General features: G+C 56.9%; 20 protein-coding genes and 1 pseudogene. 12 read left to right on the top strand and 9 right to left on the bottom strand.

What is annotated here, in order from left to right:
• Positions 1–585, top strand: a complete 585-nt coding sequence (locus tag RHSP_RS00790) for a TadE/TadG family type IV pilus assembly protein (protein WP_037148763.1) — start codon at positions 1–3, stop codon at positions 583–585.
• Between the two features lie 515 nt (positions 586–1,100).
• Positions 1,101–1,868 carry a helix-turn-helix transcriptional regulator gene (locus RHSP_RS00785; RefSeq protein ID WP_004107406.1) on the top strand — a complete coding sequence of 256 codons (768 nt, stop codon included), beginning with the start codon at positions 1,101–1,103 and terminating at the stop codon, positions 1,866–1,868.
• Between the two features lie 312 nt (positions 1,869–2,180).
• Here RHSP_RS00785 and RHSP_RS00780 read toward each other — a convergent pair whose 3' ends face one another.
• Complete coding sequence (locus RHSP_RS00780; RefSeq protein WP_037148760.1) at positions 2,181–3,170, bottom strand: helix-turn-helix transcriptional regulator; 990 nt, start codon at positions 3,168–3,170, stop codon at positions 2,181–2,183.
• A gap of 293 nt (positions 3,171–3,463) precedes the next feature.
• Between RHSP_RS00780 and RHSP_RS34440 the strand changes: the two genes are divergently transcribed.
• Positions 3,464–3,691 carry a hypothetical protein gene (locus RHSP_RS34440; protein WP_004107399.1) on the top strand — a complete coding sequence of 76 codons (228 nt, stop codon included), beginning with the start codon at positions 3,464–3,466 and terminating at the stop codon, positions 3,689–3,691.
• A gap of 332 nt (positions 3,692–4,023) precedes the next feature.
• Here RHSP_RS34440 and RHSP_RS00770 read toward each other — a convergent pair whose 3' ends face one another.
• On the bottom strand, positions 4,024–5,955 hold the full coding sequence (locus RHSP_RS00770) for a methyl-accepting chemotaxis protein (protein ID WP_004107396.1): 1,932 nt from the start codon (positions 5,953–5,955) through the stop codon (positions 4,024–4,026).
• A 480-nt stretch (positions 5,956–6,435) separates the two neighbouring features.
• Here RHSP_RS00770 and RHSP_RS00765 point away from each other — a divergent pair, with 480 nt between their 5' ends.
• The 5 genes from RHSP_RS00765 to RHSP_RS00745 all read left to right on the top strand — a co-directional run bounded on the left by RHSP_RS00765 (position 6,436) and on the right by RHSP_RS00745 (position 10,045).
• Complete coding sequence (locus RHSP_RS00765) at positions 6,436–7,146, top strand: GntR family transcriptional regulator (protein ID WP_004107392.1); 711 nt, start codon at positions 6,436–6,438, stop codon at positions 7,144–7,146.
• A 6-nt stretch (positions 7,147–7,152) separates the two neighbouring features.
• The gene (locus RHSP_RS00760; protein ID WP_004107389.1) at positions 7,153–7,938 is read left to right on the top strand and encodes a transporter substrate-binding domain-containing protein; all 786 of its coding nucleotides are present in this window, start codon (positions 7,153–7,155) and stop codon (positions 7,936–7,938) included.
• A gap of 76 nt (positions 7,939–8,014) precedes the next feature.
• Positions 8,015–8,686, top strand: coding sequence for an amino acid ABC transporter permease (locus RHSP_RS00755; protein ID WP_004107387.1), 672 nt, complete (start codon positions 8,015–8,017; stop codon positions 8,684–8,686).
• A complete protein-coding gene (locus RHSP_RS00750) occupies positions 8,683–9,342 on the top strand; it encodes an amino acid ABC transporter permease (RefSeq protein ID WP_004107382.1) in 660 nt (219 codons plus the stop codon). The genes RHSP_RS00755 and RHSP_RS00750 overlap by 4 nt, the downstream gene beginning before the upstream one ends.
• Positions 9,320–10,045: an amino acid ABC transporter ATP-binding protein gene (locus RHSP_RS00745; protein WP_004107379.1), complete on the top strand. Its 726-nt coding sequence runs from the start codon at positions 9,320–9,322 to the stop codon at positions 10,043–10,045. The genes RHSP_RS00750 and RHSP_RS00745 overlap by 23 nt, the downstream gene beginning before the upstream one ends.
• 141 nt (positions 10,046–10,186) lie before the next feature.
• On the opposite strand, the gene RHSP_RS00740 is transcribed toward RHSP_RS00745, so the two are convergent.
• Positions 10,187–11,533 (bottom strand): sensor histidine kinase, encoded by a 1,347-nt coding sequence (locus tag RHSP_RS00740; RefSeq protein ID WP_240535335.1) that lies wholly within the window; start codon positions 11,531–11,533, stop codon positions 10,187–10,189.
• Complete coding sequence (locus tag RHSP_RS00735; protein ID WP_004107373.1) at positions 11,520–12,203, bottom strand: response regulator transcription factor; 684 nt, start codon at positions 12,201–12,203, stop codon at positions 11,520–11,522. The genes RHSP_RS00740 and RHSP_RS00735 overlap by 14 nt, the downstream gene beginning before the upstream one ends.
• A gap of 135 nt (positions 12,204–12,338) precedes the next feature.
• Between RHSP_RS00735 and RHSP_RS00730 the strand changes: the two genes are divergently transcribed.
• The 3 genes from RHSP_RS00730 (at position 12,339) to RHSP_RS00720 (ending at position 17,448) form a co-directional block, all read left to right on the top strand.
• Positions 12,339–13,010 carry a response regulator transcription factor gene (locus RHSP_RS00730; RefSeq protein WP_004107370.1) on the top strand — a complete coding sequence of 224 codons (672 nt, stop codon included), beginning with the start codon at positions 12,339–12,341 and terminating at the stop codon, positions 13,008–13,010.
• A gap of 137 nt (positions 13,011–13,147) precedes the next feature.
• Positions 13,148–14,350: an efflux RND transporter periplasmic adaptor subunit gene (locus RHSP_RS00725; RefSeq protein WP_004107367.1), complete on the top strand. Its 1,203-nt coding sequence runs from the start codon at positions 13,148–13,150 to the stop codon at positions 14,348–14,350.
• Positions 14,347–17,448, top strand: coding sequence for an efflux RND transporter permease subunit (locus RHSP_RS00720; RefSeq protein ID WP_004107364.1), 3,102 nt, complete (start codon positions 14,347–14,349; stop codon positions 17,446–17,448). Before RHSP_RS00725 ends, RHSP_RS00720 begins: the two co-directional genes overlap by 4 nt.
• Here RHSP_RS00720 and RHSP_RS33280 read toward each other — a convergent pair.
• The 4 genes and pseudogenes from RHSP_RS33280 to RHSP_RS00710 all read right to left on the bottom strand — a co-directional run.
• On the bottom strand, positions 17,360–17,749 hold the full coding sequence (locus RHSP_RS33280; RefSeq protein WP_240535333.1) for a DUF4143 domain-containing protein: 390 nt from the start codon (positions 17,747–17,749) through the stop codon (positions 17,360–17,362). The genes RHSP_RS00720 and RHSP_RS33280 overlap by 89 nt on opposite strands.
• On the bottom strand, positions 17,746–17,985 hold the full coding sequence (locus RHSP_RS35425) for a DUF4143 domain-containing protein (protein ID WP_004107363.1): 240 nt from the start codon (positions 17,983–17,985) through the stop codon (positions 17,746–17,748). Before RHSP_RS35425 ends, RHSP_RS33280 begins: the two co-directional genes overlap by 4 nt.
• Positions 17,986–18,228: 243 nt before the next feature.
• Entirely contained in the window at positions 18,229–18,666 is a 438-nt protein-coding gene (locus RHSP_RS33275) for a hypothetical protein (RefSeq protein ID WP_081615272.1), read from the bottom strand.
• 154 nt (positions 18,667–18,820) lie between these two features.
• Positions 18,821–19,003, bottom strand: a pseudogene (locus RHSP_RS00710) (integrase); the annotation flags it as partial.
• A gap of 98 nt (positions 19,004–19,101) precedes the next feature.
• Here RHSP_RS00710 and RHSP_RS00705 point away from each other — a divergent pair.
• Positions 19,102–20,601 (top strand): alkaline phosphatase family protein, encoded by a 1,500-nt coding sequence (locus RHSP_RS00705; protein ID WP_240535332.1) that lies wholly within the window; start codon positions 19,102–19,104, stop codon positions 20,599–20,601.
• Between the two features lie 263 nt (positions 20,602–20,864).
• On the opposite strand, the gene RHSP_RS00700 is transcribed toward RHSP_RS00705, so the two are convergent.
• Positions 20,865–21,068 (bottom strand): cold-shock protein, encoded by a 204-nt coding sequence (locus RHSP_RS00700; RefSeq protein ID WP_004107359.1) that lies wholly within the window; start codon positions 21,066–21,068, stop codon positions 20,865–20,867.
• Between the last annotated feature and the right edge of the window lie 434 nt (positions 21,069–21,502).

Genomic DNA, 21,502 nt, shown 5'->3' with positions numbered 1-21,502 from the left:
ATGATAATCAAACGCCATCGGCCTAAGCGCCGGATTGCCGCCTTCTGTCTTCGGCACTTGATAAGTGATCGTACCGGCACGTCGGGTGTGGAGTTTGCGCTCGTTTTGCCGATCCTGCTCCTCCTTCTGGCGGCAACCGTCGATCTTGGCCATGCCCTGACCGTCAGCCGCAAGCTCGATGAAATCGCCACCACCACCGGAGATGTGATTTCGCAGCAGGGTACGTGGACGAGATCCAATGTCGCCGGACTGCTCTCGGGAATGAGCTTCATTCTGCAGCCCTATGATACGACAGGACTGACCGTTACGGTCGCTGTGGAAGACGTGGCGGCAAATGGTGCCGCTACGGTAAATTGGTCGGCCGCATTCAATGCCTCTTCGCTTGCTACAGGCGCGGCAAGCCCGATCGCGGTGCCTGCAAAGATACAGGAACAGGGTGTACAGGTCGTCCTCACCCGCGTGCAATACTCATTCACAACGCCGCTTTCAAACCTGCTCGGCAATTTTACCGGCACGAATGGTTACAGCTTCGAACGCTACTTCTTCAACCGGCCGCGAACCGCCGACAAAATTGCTTACGATTAGATGCCGCGTAACGGGCGGGCACTCCCCCCAGTTTGGATCTCGGCCAAGATATCCGGGCGCCCTGTAATGCAGGGTTGTATGGATCGAAACGGCTGATGACGTGCGGTCGCGATGCCAGGTTAAGTTCTCAAACAAGCCTTCGGTATGACGATCTGGGTCAAGGACATGTTTGAAGCGGATCGGCTGTCGTTGCGACGATATCGTGATCGTCCTCAATCGCGCGTCTCGCGGATCGCACAAACACAACTATCACTCGAACAAAAATCGGCATCTATTGCAAATGGAGAATAAAAGCAAATTATATTTAATATTTCGATTCATCGTTAACATATGTTAATGTGCCAAAAAGTAAAACATGCAATCTGTGCGATCAAATAAAATTTAAAAAATGAGAGAGCCGAAATTCAAAATCAAGAAAAACATCGACTTAAGCGAATTTGGCGTTCTTTGGACTGGTAAATACTGAGGTAGTTGAAAAAATACACGAGCTAATTTTAGAGCCGGGAGTCGAGGCTATGATTGGACAGTCGTTCAAGAATGAGATATTTGCGCAAGGATCGGACGCGCGTATTATTTCAGTTCGCACATCCGACGCCTCGAAGCCATTCGTCGCGGCTGGCGCACCCAGCGCCGATGAGTGGGAAGACTACATCCTTCTTATCGATTCCCGCGCGCTGGATCGCGAGTGCCTATCGAAGAGTTTGACGGAGTGCGACAGCGCCCTGCACATCGTTACGGTCGGGTCGCTGGACGAATGGCACATGCGCAATATGGAAGTATTGCCATCCGCTGTGCTTTTCATGATCGGCGGACGCAAGGTTTCCGATGCCGACGTCAGTGCCAAGATCTGCGCCTTGGTCGAACGCTTCCAGACAAGTCCCGTGATCGTGGGTGCCGATGACGATGAGCTTGCACAACTATTGCATGCGCTGGAATGCGGCGCGCGCGGCTATATACCGACGAGCGTCGGAATAAAGGTTGCCGCGGAAGCTGTAGCGCTCGCACGCGCAGGCGGTGTCTTCGTGCCGGCGAGCAGCCTGTTGGCTGCCAAGGAGGCGATCGCTCCCATGACCAGCAGAAACCATTGCCTCGACAGCCTGTTTACACGACGCGAAGTCGTGGTCGCCGAAGCGCTGCGGCGGGGCAAGGCGAACAAGATCATCGCCTATGAGATGGATCTTTGCGAAAGCACCGTCAAAGTGCACATTCGCAACATCATGAAGAAGCTAAATGCGACGAACCGAACCGAAGTTGCCTACAAGATCCGAGAGCTCGTCGGATAGCAATTCTTTTACGCGATAGTCCCAAATCGCACTGCAAGCTCCGCCTGGCTCATCCACCTGAACTTGCGTTGCAGGCGAATACGGCTGCTAAAATAGGCGTCGATAACGTGGGGCGCGTTTTGCACCGCGGCTTAGAAGCATCATGACCTCAAAATAGTCAGGTGACAGGTAATCCGCCGGATTGGGCAACTGCATGAAAATGCAGGCTTTCTCTTCCCTGTTATGACCTTGCTCAGGGGCGAGCAACGCAGCCGGGCGGCCATTTATTGCGGTCCAGATAGCAAGAGGATAGAGGCTTTGACGGTCTCGATATCAACAGCCGGATCGCTTTTTCGTTTCCGACGGCTTCTCCCCGTAAACCATCCTGTAGCTCGAAGCAAAACGACCGAAATGAAAGAACCCCCACTTTAGGCACACCTCCCGCAGCGATTGCCGGTTTAAAGGATCGAGCAGATCCTCCCGGGCGGCCTGCAAACGAATCTTCCGCAGGTAGGCTGACGGTGTCGTACCTCTAAAACTGCGAAACCCCGTCTCAAGCGAGCGGATGGAAACGCCGGCCGCGTCCGCTACGCTTTGCATCGTCAGCGGCTTCTCGATGTTTACATGCATGAATTCGATTGCGCGATGGATATGCCGCGGCGCGATCAAGTGAACCTTCTTGTCGAGGAGATATGAGAACCGATGAGGAATCGAGCGCACTACGAGATCGGCAAGTGCATGGGTCAGGTTCGACATCGCGATTGGCGAGTGAAATAGCGGTCCGTTGTTACGCATGCCGATAATGAGCGTTTCGGCTAAACCGCTGATCAATTGACCTGATGTCGTGGAGAGATCGATGGTCGGCGCCAAATCCATTGACCCAATCAGCGGCACCTCCAGTATGGCGGTGACGGTCTGCGCAATCATTGTCCAGTTCAGGCGAAGGACATCCGACCGGTGAGGTGCTCCTCGTACGGAGATGCGTTCAGCCTCGCGATTATTCGCCAACAGCAGTCGCCCAGGTGTTCCTTCAATTTCAGCTCGACCAAGCGTTATATCGACAGCGCCGGCGCGAGGAAGGATGACCGACAGCCATTCCGGCGTCTCAGGTGCCGCCCTTGCGCACCATTCGGAAGAATACTGCCCGCTGATCAGCGACAACTTACCGTCGGACCAAAAATCTGCCTTCCAGCAGAAAGCTTGCTCACGACCGGTGCGCCACGCGTCGAAAGAGCCGAAACTTCCAGCGAAAGTCTCCAGCATGTATTCGAAAGTTGAACCCTGAAAGCGGGGGATGAAATCAGACGAAATATTTTGAGGCATGCGAAATCGGTCGGTTGATGAAATATGTGGCAACTGAGGACGGAAACGGTATCGGGATTTCTCAACCGTCTCCGTCGACCACAGAAGCAAAATTTATGCCGTGTAGGTGAAAACTCTTGTGTTGGGGGGCGGCTCTTGTCGCCACACGGAGCGAGCACAGCGCAGCCTTCCCTTGGAAGGATGAGGAGCATGCCACGGTTGGCTGAGGCTTTGCGCTCCACGTTGCGTAGCTTGCAATACCACGCAGAGGAAGCAACAAGTCGATCGTGACGATCGGCACTGGAGTGGCGAGCATGTCAGAGATATCGACGTTCACCAGCCAAGCCGAGCTGGTGGAGGCTGCGGATCAAGCGCTCTATGGTGCCAAAACGAATGGCCGTGACTGCGTTGCGGCAGACCGTGGCCCGGCAAGCCGCGCGGCGCTCGGTGTGTCGGCGCAGGGGTGGCATATGGATGATGGTCTGCCGCTGGAGGGAGCACATCGGATCGTCGCACCAGGCGGAGAAATGCTTCGAGCTTGAGGTGCAGGTTTTGGCGAAGCTGGTGCGCAACGCGAAGAGCTGCTGCCATGAGGAAAACCGAAGGGCGTCGACCTGAACGGATAAGCAGCGAGCAGATGCGTAAGCTACGATATAGAAAGCGCCGGAGAGCAGCAGCCTCCGGCCCCTTCTCTTCGCAGAATTCATATCTGCCCGACGGATATTGTCCCCGGCGCGCTGATCGTTGTGGCGTCGCTGCGGGCAGTTGCGGACGTCCACCATCCACGCGCCAGGCTTGGCGCGGCTGCGGGCTTGATACTGAATAGGCTCACCGGGAAAAGCGGCGGCGTGGCCCTAAGTCTTGAGGGCCGAGATCAAAATTCCTCCCATTCCTTTGCTGATGCGGCAACCGCGGTTCTTCCGCCAAAAGCCCCGGCTAGCTTCTGGCCGAGGGCACGGGCAGGAGAGGCGATGGGCTTGGTCGCGCGGTCGATGGCACGGACAGCCGGCTGGTTGCCGCTCAGTTTGAAGCCCGCGATGAGCTCCTTCAGGCGGCCGGCTTCCACGGCTAAGGTCGCGCCGGCGGCATTGGTCTCCTCAACCATGGCCGCGTTCTGCTGGGTCACCTGATCCATTTGGTTGACGGCGGTGTTAACCTCGGCGAGCCCCGTCGACTGTTCGCGTGCTGACGTCGCGATCGCATCCATATGCTGATTGATAATTACCACGTCCTGCTCGATGGCGTGCAAGACGTCCCCGGTATCGCGCACAAGCTTGACGCCGCTTTCGACCTCGGTCGTGGAATTGCGGATGAGATCCTTGATCTCCTTGGCCGCCAGCGCTGAACGTTGCGCCAGTTCGCGCACTTCTTGCGCCACCACGGCGAAGCCCTTTCCGGCATCCCCAGCCCGGGCCGCTTCGACGCCAGCGTTCAGCGCCAACAGATTGGTCTGGAAGGCAATCTCGTCGATGACACCGATGATGTTGGCGATCTGATTTGAAGACTGCTCTATGCGGCTCATGGCTTCAACGGCGTTGGCCACGACCTTTCCAGATCGTGCAGCGCTCGCGTTCGCCTGGATGGCCACGGCGCGTGCTTCCTCGGCGCGTTTGGAAGAATTCGAAACATTGACGGTGATTTGGTCGAGGGCCGCAGCTGTTTCCTCAAGCGAAGCCGCCTGCTTTTCGGTACGCTGCGAAAGGTCGTCGGCGCTCCGACTGATCTCGCGCGAACCGCTATCGATCGATGCCGTCGAACGAGCGACCTCGCGGAGCGTTTCGCTGAGCTGGGTGATCGTCGCATTCAAATCGTGTCGCAGTGTCTCGAAGTCTGGCGCGAACGGCTCCGTCAGTTGAAACGACAGGTCGCCAGCGGCCAGCAGCTTCAAGCCATTTGCAAGGCCGGCCGTTGCCTCCCTTAAGCGCTCTTGCGCGGCGGCTTCGGCCTCGGCTACCACTTTCAAGCGATCGGCTTCCGATTGGGAACGGCTTGCCTCGGCTTCTGCCTCCAGCCGCTCGTTCGCAATGGCTGCCTGACGGAACACCTCGACCGCACCAGCCATTTGGCCAAGCTCGTCGCCTCGTGCCATTCCAGGGATTTGAATATTCGTCTCGTTCGACGCCAGCCGCGCCATGCTGGCACGCAACGCCGCCATCGGCTTGCTAATGCCAAAGACAATCGCAATGATTGCCATCACGAAACCAGCGCCCAGTCCTGCTGCCGAAGACGTCGCGGTCAGGAATCGCGTCGCGTTCGTTTTATCCGTCAAAGCGTTCGAACCCTTGTCGGCGAAGGACTGGATATCGGTCGTGAGACCACGGATCGCCAGGCTGAGCTCATGGAAGCTTGGATCAACCTGATGATGATACAAATCGACAGCTTCTTTGTTTTGACCTTTCTTCACCAGATCCATCACCGCAGTGACGCTGTTGATGAAGAGGTCCGTCTTCTTCCCGAGGTCATCGATGCGGTCGGAAAAAGCCGGTGCCTGCTGACGAAGATCGGCCAGGATTTGCTTGAGTTCGGGAACCGTGCTGTCAAACGCGTCGCTCGACCGCTTTATTTGGTCGGGATCAGTTTCCGCAATCGCTCTGAAGACGTTGTAAACGAGTTCATAGCTGAACGTGTTCGTGCGCCGAGCATTTGCCACAGCGCGTGCTTCGTGATCGAGAAACGCAGTATAGGAATTGTCGATCATCCTCATTTCTGCGGTCGCATACCAGATACAGGCGACGATGATCAGTGACATGAATATGATGACGGAAAGCAGCTTTGAAAGAATGCTCATTCGGTTCAGAAATGACATGGCGCTCAAACCCCTTGAATTATAGGGAAAACGTATCTGCGCTTGGTGAATAGCTGGTTAAGCACACCGTATGCCGACCGCATATTGGGGCATTTCTTTCGTTTGTTGGATATTGCGTCGCAATACGGACAACACTGCCAAGCCTCGGTTCCCGAATCTCGTCTTGGAACTGCTTTGAGATCCCGATGCGAGCCTTGTTTCCGGTCTGGCGATTGGAGAAAAAGAGGAGTGGGGATTGGAGCCACGTTTCAATTCTGCCATCGCAAGTGGGATCAAACCGATCGTTGACACCCGATCGTTGACGAATGTCAACAGTTGAGCTGACAACGCGAGTCCAATCGCATTTACGGCTATGATGTCAGCAGATCCAATGGTTAAATTTTAAGCACAATCTGCTGTCGATTGGGGCGGCTATGCAGATCATGATTCTGATTTTGCTAGCAGTTTGAAACTGGCATGAAGGTTGCTTTTCAAGCTTGTATGCAAGATTGGAATACACAAGAGAACGCCCAGAACGCCATCGATGCCTCTATCGTCTCCGCCATCCTGTCGGCACGAATTAGACCTGGCACGCGGTTGGGCGAAAATCAGCTTGCCACCCTTTTCGGGACCTCTCGCACCCGCATTCGCGAGGCGATGATGCGGCTGGAAGCGCGGGGATTTGTCACTGTCAGTCCGCGTCGTGGCTGGTTCGTTGTCGAACCGTCGGCTGAAGAATCCGTGAAGGTCTATGAGGCGCGGCGGATCATCGAATTCGGGCTGTTGCGCAATCTCCTGGCGGTCAGCACGCAGGATCTGAAGGTTCTTGCGGCGCACCTGCAGGAGGAGAAACGGGCGATCATCGAAGGTGATCGCCAGCGCCTGACCTGCCTGATGGGCGATTTCCATATCCGCATTGCCGAAATAGCCGGAAACGAAATCATCGTCGAAACGCTGCGCGACCTGACCGCCAGAACAATTCTCATTTCGATGCTCTATCAGTCGGATTTCCATGCGAAGGAATCCCACGAGGGGCATTATCGCATTTTCGAGGCGCTGCAGGCGGGTGACTTTCATGCGGCTGCCGAACTTGCGATCCGTCATCTCGATGAAGTCGAAAAGGGTCTCGATCTCAGCCAGCGTCCAGACCCGCTTTCGGAGCTGCGCAATTCCCTTGCGCTGCCTCCCTTATCCCAAGAGCCCAAGGAGTAAATCACCATGTTTTCGAGACGTTCTTTTCTCGCTATCGCCGCCGTTTCCGCAGCGATCAGCCTCGCACCGGCTGCTATCGCCGACGCTCTGAGCGACATTGCCGGTCGCGGCACCATCCGCATCGCCGTCCCGCAGGACTTCCCGCCGTTCGGCAGTGTCAGCACAGATATGCAGCCGCAGGGCTATGACATCGACGTCGCCAAGCTCATCGGTGAAAAACTTGGCGTCAAGGTGGAGTTGGTGCCTGTCACCAGCGCCAACCGCGTACCCTACCTGCAGACGAACAAGGTCGACATTGTTATCTCGAGCCTCGGTAAAAATCCGGATCGTGAGAGGGTCATCGATTTCTCCACAGCCTATGCCCCGTTTTTCAACGGCGTGTTTGCGCCGGCCTCTGTCGCCGTGACCAAGCCAGGAGATCTTTCGGGCAAGACGATCGGCGTGACCCGTGGCGCGGTTGAAGATCTTGAACTGACGAAGATTGCTCCGGCTGACGCGACCATCAAGCGTTACGAGGACAATAACGGTACGATATCTGCCTTTCTTTCGGGTCAGGTCGACGTCGTGGCGACGGGCAACGTGGTTGCTGCCGCCATTCTTGAGAAAAATCCGCCTAAGCGCCCCGAGCTCAAGTTCCTTATCAAAAACTCGCCTTGCTATATCGGGCTTAACAAGGAACAGCCTGCTTTTCTGGAGAAGTTGAACGCCATTCTCGCAGCGGCCAAGACCGATGGCTCCCTGAACGCCATCGCCGAGAAGTGGCTGAAGACTGATCTTCCGAAGGACCTATAAAAAATCCCGCCAAAGTCGCGCATCGGTCAGACGGGCCCGGTGCGCCGTTTTCTCATCATCGAAAGGAATCTATCGGGTGCATTACAGATTCGATTTTGGGTGGCTCCTCGAATATTACCCGCAGATTGTCAAAGGTGTTCTCGTCACTCTCGAGCTGATTGCCATAGGCGGTGTTTTCGGCATTGCTCTGGGCATATTCTGTGCCTGGGTCCGCGCTCTGGGGCCGAAATGGCTGCGGCCGCCGGTTGCGGCCTATGTGGAGCTCATCCGCAACACGCCTTTTCTTATCCAGCTCTTTTTCATCTTTTTCGGTCTCCCGTCAGTGGGGGTGCAGCTCTCGGAATTGACCGCCGCCAATATCGCGATGGTGGTCAATCTCGGCGCCTATAGTTGCGAAATTATCCGCGCCGGCATCCAGGCTACGCCCAAGGGCCAATTCGAAGCTGGCGCAAGTCTGGCCATGACCCGTTTCGAAACCTTCCGCCATGTGGTGCTCGTGCCATCCCTGCAACGGATCTGGCCGGCACTCTCGTCGCAGCTGATAATCGTCATGCTCGGCTCTTCCGTCGTCTCACAGATCGCCGCGGAGGATGTGACTTTTGCCGCCAACTTCATCCAGTCGCGCACTTTCCGTGCCTTCGAAGCTTACATGGTCTCCACCGCTATCTATCTTCTGCTCGCAATTCTGCTCCGACAGGTGCTCGTAGCGGTCGGTGGCTTCATCTTTCCGCGCAGGAGTGCAAGATGATAGAATTCACCACCTGGGACATTTTGAGAAATCTTCTGCTCGCCGCCCGCTGGACCGTTTTGCTTTCGCTTATATCCTTCACAGGCGGGAGTATCGTTGGGTTTTTACTGCTGTTCGCGCGCATTTCCCGACGAAAGCCAATCAAGGTATTCGCAAAATATTACATTGAGCTTTTTCAAGGTACGCCGCTGCTGATGCAGCTCTTCATCGCTTTTTTCGGGCTTGGCCTGTTTGGCGTCGATGTTCCTGCCTGGCTCGCGGCGGGTCTGACGCTCGTGCTGTGGGCCGCGGCGTTCCTGGCCGAAATCTGGCGTGGCTGCGTTGAAGCAGTGGCAAAAGGCCAGTGGGAGGCTTCGGCGAGCCTTGCAATGGGACGTCTTCAGCAGATGCGCTACGTTATTCTGCCGCAGGCCATGCGTGTCGCCGTTCCGCCGACCGTCGGATTCATCGTGCAGGTCATCAAGGGCACCGCGGTGACATCGATTATCGGCTTTGTGGAATTGTCAAAGGCAGGCACCGTGGTCACCAACGCCACCTTCCAGCCGTTCACCGTTTATGGCCTGGTGGCTCTCATCTATTTCGCCCTGTGCTGGCCTTTGTCGAAGAGCAGCCAGATTCTCGAAAGGAAGCTTAATGTCGCTCATCGAAATCACTGAACTCCGCAAAAGCTATGGCGCGAACGAGGTTCTGAAAGGAATCAACCTTGACGTCGAACCCGGAGAGGTCATTGCGATCATCGGCAAAAGCGGTTCGGGAAAATCGACATTGCTTCGCTGCATCAACGGGTTGGAAACCATTTCCGCCGGTTCGGTCTCTGTAGCCGGCGCGCAATTGCTGGAAGACGACCTGCATCTCAAGGCTCTCCGGCTGAAAGTCGGCATGATTTTTCAGCAGTTCAATCTATTCCCCCATCAGACCGTCGGCGGCAACGTCATGCTGTCGCAGATCGTTGTGAAGAAGACGTCGAGACCGGAGGCGGAGGCGATCGCACGCAAAATGCTGGAACGTGTCGGACTGGCGCACAAGTTCGATGCCTATCCGGACGAATTGTCGGGCGGTCAGCAGCAGCGCGTGGCGATAGCGCGGGCGCTTGCCATGCAGCCGATTGCGCTGCTCTGCGATGAAATTACGTCTGCGCTCGATCCGGAACTCGTGGCGGAGGTCCTGTCCGTCGTGCGTGAGCTGGCATCCGAAGGCATGACGCTGCTGATGGTGACGCATGAAATGAAATTCGCCCGCGACGTCTGCTCGCGTGTTGTGTTCATGCACGAAGGTAGAGTGCATGAGATCGGCCCACCCGAAGACGTGTTCGCCAATCCGCAGAGCAAGGAGCTGAAGCAGTTCCTCGGATTGCATTGAGAATTCTGTTTTGCATTTTGCCGTGACCCCGCTCCGCTATCGATATAGCCAATTTGTCGATGGCATTTCCGCGACTGAACGGATCAGCGCCAAATGGAATTGCGGGTCCGAGCGGTGCGGAACTCCACAGGCAAAGCAACTCTATTCGATTGCCAGACGAACGCAGGTGCCAATATTGGGTGTCGTGATTTCCAGGCGCATGCCGTGAAGCCTCGCAATGGCCGAAACGAGGCTCAGTCCCAGTCCGTTACCAGGGGCATGCCTGCTTTTCTCGGCCCTATAGAAGCGGCGAAGCACGGCATCGGCGTCTTCCGCGCGGATCCCTATGCCCGTATCCTCGACGGCTACAGTCGCAACACGCCCGTTTCTTTCGACACGGACGGTTGCTCGCCCATCTCTTGGCGTGAACTTGATCGCGTTGTCGATCAGGTTGGCGATCGCTTCGAAGATCAGGCTGGGATCGCCTGAAATGATGGCAGGCTCGTCGTCGCTTGAGACATATGAGAGGGTGACGCCGCATTCCTCTGCCGCGGGTTCAAAGAAATCGACGGCATCGCGTGCGATCGCTTTCAGATCGATATCGACGAAGCCCGACCTTCGCAGACCATCTTCCACCTCCGAGATGCGCAGGAGCGCACCGAACGTCTTGAGAATGCCACGAACCTCTTCGAGCGCTTCATCGACATAGCCGTGATATTCGTCGATACTTGTGGCGCGACGGCGCGCCCGCTCAAGGCTACCCAGGAGGCGGGTGAGTGGAGTGCGCATATCGTGGGCGATATTGTCGCAAACGCCTTTCACCTCCTGCATCAGACGCTCGATCTCGTCGAGCATTTCGTTGACGACATTGGCGAGACGATCGATGTCGCCTCCCGCGCGGCCCGTCGGCAGTCGCTGTTTGAGGTCGCCTTTCATGATTTGCGCTGCGGCATCGGACATTGCGTCCAATCGGCGAACCGCGCCGAAGCCGACGGCGATGGCGCCTGCAAGTCCGAGTAACGCTGTCGTCAGCGACGCGAACAGTGTCGCATTCTCGAGGCGCTCCCGAAACTCACGCTGCTCATGCAGGCTTTGGGCGACGAGCAGGGAGCCGCCATCGGCACGGCGATGCAGCAGCCCTCTGTAATGGTCTTTCCTTGCTGCACTGTGGTCTGCGAAATCGAAGGGAGTGTCAAAGACAGCTTTTTCCGGATAGGCGAGCGGGACACCGGCGATGAGCTTGCCGTTCTCGTCGAAGAGAGAAAACGGACGCTCGCTGTTCGTCAGGTCTTTGCTGCGGAGCGACAGGCGCGAAACGATCGCGTCCGCCGGCAGGTTTTGAAGTGATTGCATCTCGCGCGTGAGCCATTCGTCGCTTCTCTGGTCGAGAAAGTCCCGCATCTGCCAATCGACAAACAGAAACAGAGCAGTGGCAGCGGTGCCGAACACGAGCAGGAAAGCAAGCGCCAGCCGGAAACCGCTCGTCCTGAAAAGTTCAATTGGCCGCATCGAGAACATAGCCTGAGCCACGAAGCGTTCGGATCATGGGCGCAAGGCCCGGCAGATCCAGCTTCTTGCGAAGTTTGCTGATATGGACATCGATGACATTCGTCGCTTCGCCGTAGCGGTAGTGCCATACTTCTTCGAACATCATCGTGCGTGTGACGATTTGGCCTGAATGCCTGACGAGATATTCAAGCAACTGATACTCCCTTGGTAGAAGATCGATAACGTTGCCGGCCCGGCTTGCGGTATGCGTCAGCAGATTGATTTCGAGATCGCCGACCCTCAAGACGGTCTCTTGGGTGGCGCTGGTGCGCCGGCGCATGAGAACATCAAGCCGCGCGGTCAATTCAAGCGCTTCGAACGGCTTGGTCAAATAATCGTCGCCGCCCGCCTTGAGGCCGCGTACCCTTTCATCAACCGCCGAAAGAGCGCTCAGAATGAGAACCGGCGTCTGCACTGAGGCGGCGCGTAAAGCAGCCAGCATTCCAAGCCCATCGAGAGCGCCGGGTAACATGCGGTCCAGAACGATCGCGTCGAATGTGCCCGAAATCGCCTTGACCAACCCGTCCCGGCCGTCGAGCGATTGCGTAACAGTGCAGCCGTGGTCCACAAGTGCCGCCTCGATTTCCGATGCCGTGCCCAGGTCGTCCTCGACCACCAGTATCTTCGACACATTTCCTCCAGGAACGCTGACTAGTTTCCGCGTATTATCTAGATAATCAATGTTGAATGTTCGTTCGCCTGAACATGAAATCAATTTCATCTTCACGAGCGCCTGGAGTGACATGCTGTCTTCAACGAGGATTGAATGCGTCTGCTGGTAGTTGAAGATGATGACCGAAGTGCGGCCTATCTGAAGCGCGGACTTTCCGAATCCGGGCATGTCGTCGACGTTGCAAGCGATGGCGAACTCGGCCTCGCGCTCGCGATGGAGTTGATCTACGATGGCTTGATCGTCGATCGGCTGCTGCCCAAGCTTGACGGTATCGAGCTCGTGAGGCGCCTTCGGGAGATGAAGGTCAATGTGCCGGTGATCATGGTGAGTGCATTGGCCAGCTCGATGGATCGCGTGGAGGGACTGCGCGCCGGCTGCGATGACTATTTGGCCAAGCCCTTCTTCTTTTCGGAGCTCCTTGCTCGCATCGAGGCAATTACAAAGCATTTCGTGAGCGATGGCCACGAGAACACCCTGGTTGTCGGTGACCTGTCGCTCGACATCCGGCGGCGGATCGCGCGCAGGAACGAGCGCATTATCGATCTGCAGTTCAGGGAGTTCCTGCTTCTGCAAACTCTTATGCGCAACGCCGGCTCCGTTGTGACCCGTTCCATGCTGCTTGAGGCCGCCTGGGACTATGCCTTCGATCCTCGTGGCAATATCGTCGACATGCATGTCCATCGCCTGCGCAAGAAGATCGACATGGGCACAACGACAAGCATGATCACCACGGTCCCGGGTGCCGGGTATCTCATCAAGCCATGAACCCGGCCATCGGCGAAACATAAAAAATTTTTCATCCTGGCGCGAATTGGTAGCCACTTGCGATCCGTCAAATTCCAGGCAATGCGCGGCGGGCTTCATGCTTTCGCGCAATTCCAAGCGCGTGATGGAGTGTTGTCGTGGATCGATCCCCTTCAGGGTCAAACAGTTCAGGTAGATCAATTTATGTTCTCGGGATATGCGCTCTGGCCCTAGCCGGCTCCGCTGCAGCATATTTCGTATACTGGCCAGAGCCCGGTCTGAGCAAAACCAGGGCACCGGCTTCCGAACGCGCCCCAGTTCCGGTGCAGACAGCCGCAGTGGCAAAAAAAGACTTGCCTGTCATGCGCAGCGGCCTCGGCATCGTCTCTCCGTTGACCGCAGTGGATGTGAAAGTCCGCGTCGACGGCCAGCTTCAAAACATAGCCTTCTCCGAAGGGCAGGATGTCAAAGCAGGCGATATTCTGGCAACGATCGATCCGCGTCCTTACGCTGCGGCCGTCGCGCAGGCACAGGCGGACTACAACAAGGAGCTGGCTCAACTGGAGCAGGCCAAGATCGACGAGACCAGAGCGCAGAAGTTGACGACTACCGGCAGCGGCACGACACAAGCGGCTCAGACCGCGGCAGCCCAAGTCAAGGTTATGGACGCTACGGCGGCGGCTGGAAAGGCGGTGCTCGATACGGCAAAACTCAACTTGGAATTCGCAACCGTCACGGCCCCGATCAGCGGCAGGGTGGGGCTGCGTCAGCAGCAGGAAGGCGGTATCGTCCGCGCAGCCGATGCGGCCGGCGTGGTGACCGTCACGCAGATGCGGCCCATCGCGGTTGAATTCACGCTGACGCAGGATGATCTTCCCGATCTGATCGCGGGGCAGGCGAGGGACCGGTTGAGCGTGTCGGCATATAGCCGCGACGGCGCCAAGCACCTCGCCGACGGGAAACTGAGTGCGATAGACAGTCAGGTCGATTCATCGACCGGCATGGTGAAATTGAAAGCCGTGTTTGCAAATGACGACCTGACACTGTGGCCAGGTGAGCTGGTGACTGCAAACATAACGTTGCGCACCGATCCAAATTCGACGGTCGTACCATCATCGGCGATTCAGAATGGACAGACGGGGCCGTATGTCTTCGTTCTAAAGCCGGGCAATAAGGTTTCCACTGCTTCGGTCACCACCGGCAACGCTTACTCTGACCTCACCGCAGTCACGCAGGGCGTATCCATCGGCGAGACCGTCGTCACTTCCGGCCAGTCCCGGCTCGCCGATGGAACCGTTGTCTCGACGAAAGGCTCAGACGGCAAGAAGCTGGCAGCAGCCGGCGAGGATACAGTCCAATGAACTTGTCTCAAATATTCATCCAGCGCAGGGTCGGAACCTGCCTGCTGGCGGCCGGACTTCTGATCGTTGGCTCCATTGCCTACGGACTGCTGCCGATCGCATCGTTGCCGCAGGTCGACTTTCCGACAATCCAGATTTCGAGCTCCCTTCCCGGCGCGAGCGCCGAGACCATGGCGATATCGGTGGCGACGCCGCTGGAAAATCAGCTTTCGACGATCTCGGGCGTGTCTCAAATGACGTCGACGAGTTCGTCCGGGCGAACCTCGATTACGATGCAATTCGACCTCAACAGGGATATCAATGGCGCCGCGCAGGACGTTCAGGCCGCAATTAGCGCCGCTAGCGGTCAACTGCCAAAGGATCTGCCGGCCGCGCCAGAATTTCACAAGAGCAATCCGGCAGAAGCGACGATCTTGACGTTGGCGCTTACATCCGATCGCATTCCGACGACCGAACTCGATCACTATGCCGAAGACATCATCGCCCAGCAGGTTTCGCAGATGAATGGCGTGGGGCTGGTGGATTATCACGGCCCCCAGCGGCCGGCAATCCGCATCCAGCTCGATCCGGACAAGGTTGCGGCGCGGGGGCTGACGCTGGAAGATATCCGAAGCGCCGTCGGTGTTCAGACCGTCAACCAACCCAAGGGGCAGCTCGCCGGCAACGGACGGACCACCGTTCTCGATGCAACCGATCAGATCATGGATGTGCCGGCATTCCGCTCGATGGTCGTCGCCTATAAGAATGGGTCACCCATTCGAGCAGAGGATCTCGGGACCGTCGTGTCGGCTCCCGAGGATGTCAATCAGGCGGCATGGTTACAAGACACCCGATCAGTCATGCTGGATGTCCATAAAATGGCTGGTTCGAACGTGCTTGACACCATCGAGGGCATCAAGGCCAAGCTGCCGCAAATGGAGGCGGGGCTGCCTGCCGGTATCAAGCTGTCGGTCGTGGCCGACAGGTCGGGAATGATCCGGTCCTCGGTCAACGACGTCAAGGTCACGATCCTCATTACCATCGGCCTCGTGGTGTTGGTTATCTTCAGCTTTCTGCGAAATCTGTGGGCGACGATCATCCCTGCGGCGACCATTCCGCTGTCTCTGATCGGTACTTTCGCCGTCATGTATCTCGCCGGTTACAGCCTGGACAATCTCTCGCTCATGGGATTGACCATCGCGGTCGGGTTCGTCGTCGACGATGCCATCGTCGTCATCGAGAATGTGATGCGCCATGTCGAAGATGGAAAGTCTACTTTTGAAGCAGCTCTTGAGGGATCGCGCGAGGTGGGTTTCACCATCGTTTCGATGACTGTCTCTCTGGTTGCCGTTTTCATTCCGATTCTTCTGATGAACGGGATCGTCGGTCGGCTTTTCCGGGAGTTCGCGGTTACGATCAGCGTCGCGATCATGATATCGGGGCTTGTCTCGCTGACGGTGACCCCGATGATGTGCGCCTGGTTGATCAAGCACGATCACGATCGGCCGCACGGGGCGCTCTTCCGTTGGTCGGAAGTGTTTTTCGAAAAATGTGCGGCGGGGTACGGACGAACACTCGATGTCGTTCTCCGCAACCGTTTCGCCATCTTGATCGTTGCGGTTGCCACGATGGCGGTGACGGGCTGGCTCTATGTTTCCATACAGAAGGGCTTTATTCCGCAGCAAGACACCGGGTGGGTCCAAGGGCAGGCACAGGCCGCGACAGACATAACCTTTGCGGATATGTCGACCAAGATGCAGGCGCTTGCGCATGTCGTCATGGATGATCCAGCTGTCGACAACGTTGCTTACTGGATCAATCCCAGTCCGTCGGCCAGCGTCGGTCAGCTTCAGATCAATCTTAAACCGATCGGCACGCGAAGCCCGGCGCCGGCAGTACTTGCCCGCTTGCGAGCGGCGACGGCGGGTCTGGAAGGGCTGACTGTCGGTCTGCAAGTTCGCCAGGATGTCCAGATCGGTGGACGGTCTTCTGCTTCGCAGTATCAATATACGCTTCAAGACCCGGACACGGCAGAGCTCGACAAGTGGGCGGTGACGATGACCAAGGTTCTGAAAGGTCTCCCGGAAATCCAGGACGTGATTTCCGACAAGCAGAAGGCCGCGACCAGCCTCACGCTCGACATAGATCGCTCCACGGCATCCAGATTGGGTGTAAGCGTTTCTCAGATCGATCAAACGCTCTATGACTCTTTCGGACAGCGGCAGGTAGCGACCATGTATACACAGGTCAGCCAATATCACGTCGTCATGGAACTGGCGCCTCAGTTTGCGTTGTCGCCCGAAGCGTTGTCGCATCTTTACGTGAAGTCTTCGACCACCGGCAAGCTTGTTCCACTCAGCATGCTCGGATCATTGAGGACCGGCGTGCTGCCGGTATCCATCAATCATCAGGGATCCATGCCGGCGACGACGATCTCCTTCAACCTGAGGCCGGGGAGCGCGCTCAGCGATGCAGTGACGGCTATCAAAGCAGCAGAGATGAGCGCAGGCATGCCGGCGGCGGTCATCGGTACGTTCCAGGGGACCGCGCAGGCATTCCAAGACTCGCTGCGAAGCCAGCCTTGGCTCATCCTGGCGGCTGTTGTGGCTGTCTACATCGTGCTGGGCGTTCTTTATGAGAGCGCCATACATCCGCTGACGATCATTTCGACCCTCCCGTCCGCTGGTCTTGGCGCATTGCTGGCGCTGAAGCTTGCCAATTTGGATCTTTCCATCATGGGGATGATCGGGATCATCCTGTTGATCGGCATCGTCAAGAAGAACGCGATCATGATGATCGACTTCGCGCTCGATGCCGAACGCACACAGAATCTGGCGCCACATGATGCCATTCGCCAGGCCTGCATGCTGCGGTTTCGGCCTATCATGATGACAACGCTTTCGGCTTTGTTCGGTGCCATTCCGCTGGCTTTGGGAACCGGACCAGGATCCGAATTGCGTGTTCCCCTTGGCATTGCGATCGTTGGCGGTCTGGTTGTCTCGCAAGTCCTGACGCTGTTTACCACGCCGGTCATCTATCTGGCGTTCGACAGCTTGCGGGGCAGAGCGGCAAGGGGGCCGTCGCGTCTGCAGGCTGCGATAAAGGGAGCACCTCTATAGCGTTGCCAAGAGGATAAGCTTCGCTGCCCGGGTAAACTGCGATGCCGCGATCCGGCTCCAGGTCGAGGCAGGCGTGATGGAACCCACGCTCAACCTTTGGAGTGAGACTTCTTTTGATCTTAATCGCCCAGCGACGTCCACGGGGCAAGGTGACAAGGAGATCGATCTCGGCGCCGGCCGAGGTGCGATAGAAATTGGCTTGAGCCCCTTCCGGCATAACGGCATGAATGGCTTCTATCACGAAGCCCTCGCAACTCGATCCGGCAACAGGATGGCCCAGGACGTCATCGAGTGTTGTCAAACCAAGTAGACTGTGGAGCAGGCCGGAATCGCGGACATAGACCCGGGGGGCGATTTCACCAGGCGCTTGCCGGCATTGCTGTGCCAGGGCTCGAGCCGACGCATCAGACGGAGATCGACCATCAGGTCGAGATAGGAACCAACTGTCTTGCCGTCGACGCCGAGCGCTCGGGCGAGCTCCGCCGCATTGAGATGGCCCGATTGATGATGGACGCCCAACGTAATCGCCGAAAGCACGTCAGCGGGCTTCTATGGCGGAAATCTCGTAAAGTCGGCCGTTTTGGAAGGGATCCACTCTGATCATGGGGTTTTGGTCAGGTTCTGAAGCAAGGAAGCGGTCTCGGAGAGCCTCTTGCCGAGCCGGTTGGGCGAGCGTCAGTCCATTCAATCAGGCAAACGAGTCCACTGAACCCAGGTGAGAATCGGCAAAAGCTCGGATTTGCGGGTGAATCTACTGATTCACGACGGCTGACAGCCTCATTATTCAAATCGCTTAGCAACCCAGGAATAGCCGCTTTCGACCAACCTGACCGGTTTTCCCAGTATAGTCTTGAGACCCTCTGTTGTCGGTAGCACTTTCGCAACTTGTTCGATGGCGCGGTCGGCAAGACGCTTTTTGTCTTGTGGTGTGACGGAAGGTGATCCTTGCGTAACCGACCGCAAGGCTTCTGGATCCGATTCACTTTGTTTTATCAGCGGTTTGACAGAAATATCCGAGATCGCCTTAGGCTCAGGTTTCTGGCAGACCGCTACTATTACAGGATAGGGACGGTCACGATAAGCCAGCAAACGATTTTCTGAAACGGCATTACAAAGGGCGATGCTCCCCCAACGCTCATCCGCCGTTGCAATGTAGCGGCAGTGCGTGCCACTTTCGCTACATCCGAGAATAGTCATCAAGACGAATTCGACACCCATCCGTTACCTCTACGCGTCGTTACGAGACGCTCGACCGGAAAGAGAATATAAGGAAGCTCCTTATGTCAACCAGCCGGTCCATGGCGAATTATTTCTCTTCGGTTTTATGTCTCGCAAAATGTCTGCACCAGAACCATTTTGAGTGCTTTTGCGAAATGACCGGTCGCGCCGCCCGTCCCTTCTTTCGTTCGGCGTTGTTGTAGCAGCTGGCGGCCGGCGTCACCGATTTGTGCAGCGATTGCCGCATGGCCTCCTGTAGCGGAATGCTGCGGCTGGCCGCCCCGGTCAGATAGCCGGCCCTCAGCCCGTGCGCCGAGAATACCTCCGGATCGAGCCCGCCGCAGTTCATCACTCTGTCATGCCGCGGCCCTAGCGTCCTTTCGGGGGCTTGTTTCGACCATGGAGGTGTGAATGTATAAGCTTATGGCCAGTCTCTTGCTCGGCACGTCGCTGACCTGCGCGGCGGCTGCAGCCCCGGCAAATGCCAAGCCCTATGAACATGTGTTGCTGATTTCGGTGGATGGTCTGCACGCGGTGGATTTGGCGAACTATGTTGCGAACCATCCGCAGAGCACAATGGCCTCTCTTCAGAAGACCGGTGTGTTTTATCCGAACGCCGTCACCACCAATCCCTCCGATTCATTCCCAGGTCTGGTCGCGCAAGTGACCGGCGGCACTCCCGCGGTGACGGGCGTCTATTATGATGATTCCTTCGATCGCAGCTATTTTGCCGCGGACTCGAAATGCCAAGGCAACCCCGGTATCGAGGTCAATTTCGCCGAGAGCATCGACATCGACGATACCCGCCTCGATGCCGGTGGCACGCCCGGTAAACCGATGACGCAGATTGATCCAGCCAAGCTACCGCGAATGCTGGTGAAAGGCGAATGCAAGCCGGTGTTTCCGCATGATTTCGTCCGTGTGAACAACGTGTTCGAGGTCGTGCATCAACACGGTGGCCGCACCGCATGGAGCGACAAGCATCCGGCCTATGAATGGCTCAATGGTCCATCCGGCACGGGTGTCGACGATCTGTATGCGCTGGAGCAGGATTCGCTTATTCCTGGCAGCAAGGTAAAAACCACCGGAAGCTTCAAGGCTGAACGGGAGTTTGACGCAGCGCATGTGAAAGCAGTGATCAATGAAATCAAGGGATTCGACAGCACAGGTGCGAACAAGCAGCCGGTCCCGGCACTGTTTGGTTTGAATCTGCAGGCCGTGAGCGTTGGCCAGAAATTGCCGAAAGCCGGGCCTGGCGATGATGCCGGTCTGATCGGCGGTTATGCAGACGCCAACGGTATGCCGAACAGCGGGTTGGCAGTGCAACTCGACTTTGTCGATCACGCATTGGGCGAGCTCGTCGGCGCCTTGCATGACAGTAAGCTCGATGACACGACGCTCGTTGTTATTGCGTCAAAACACGGCCAGTCACCGATCGATCCGTCGAAATTCCAGCCGACCGACGAGGATCCCTACACGAAAATGCCGGGCTATGCCTTCCACATCGCCGACGATGCATCGCTGATCTGGCTGAAGCCGGAAGAGCGGGCAAAGGCGCTGACCGCCGCGACCGAGTATCTGAAGGATCAAGGCAAGGCACTCGGCATCGGCCAATTGCTGACCAGTAATCAGGTCGCACTCGCGTATCAGGATCCGGCCAGCGATACGCGTGCGCCTGATTTCATAGTCACGGTGAACCCTGGCGTCGTTTATACCGGCGGCAAGAAAATCGCCGAACACGGCGGCAGCAATGCCAATGACCGCAACGTGGCTCTGCTTCTCAGCAATCCGTCCATCCCGCCGCGTACGATCACGGCGCTGGTGCAGACGACACAAGTGGCGCCGACTGTTCTGCAGGCTCTCGGCTACGACCCGAAGGAATTGCAGGCCGTTCAGAAAGAAGCGACGCAGGCACTGCCCGGCACGCCGTTCTGATACTTTGCTGCAGCGTTTCTTCTCCCCGCAATGCGGGGAGAAGGTGCCGCGGGGGAGCATGACATCTTATGGAGCGGTACGGAAAAAAGTGCTTGATCCTCGTCCGATTGGGCAACGAAATGAGCAAGCGATAATTCGCCCCGGTCGATTTTCATCGATAGACGACGAAAGGTGATGCCGTTGAGATCGGGGCTTTCCGATGTCAACTGCGTATTCCCGCTCACTGCTACCCGAGATATCGGGTAGCAGTTTGTCTATCGTCGTCAGAGCGGTCTGACGTTCTCCGCTTTTGACTTTCCGGTCTTTCGATCCTGGCCGAGATCATAGGAAACGGACTGCCCCTCTCTCAGCACATCGCCATATTGCAGGGCGGAGACATGAACGAAAACGTCAGGCCCTCCGGATTCCGGCGTGATGAAACCAAAGCCTTTGTCGGCGTTGAAAAACTTAACCTTGCCTGTCGGCATAACAATCCTCATGTCTTTGCAGTTTGATCGCGGTGGCAACCTAACGGGCTGCCCTCGCCAGATCAAGCCGATCTGGCAAGTGTGCTCGAAGATATCGGTCTTCAGGAGCGAGCGCACAAAAGCCGTGTCAGTAGACGCTTTTCTATTTCCTAGCTTCGGGCATGTTCAATGCATGTCGCGTATGGCGGCGTTCGCCGCTCCGGCTCACTGCTCCCTTCACCACCATATCGTGAAGGTCTCGTGTTGCTGTCGCCCGGGAGGTTCTGGTGATCGAGATGTAGTTTTCTGTGCTCAAACTGTGATTCAGCATTGGCGAACAACCCTACCAATATGAGGAATTACAAAGAGCTATCCTGCGTATTGGCGTGGAAACCCCGTGCGGATTTACAATCCACCGTGGAATGGCTCGGATGTCAACATCCTCACTCTGGCGA

Source organism: Rhizobium freirei PRF 81, assembly GCF_000359745.1.
GTDB classification, from domain to species: Bacteria; Pseudomonadota; Alphaproteobacteria; order Rhizobiales; family Rhizobiaceae; genus Rhizobium; species Rhizobium freirei.
This window is presented reverse-complemented; position numbering and strand designations above follow the sequence as displayed.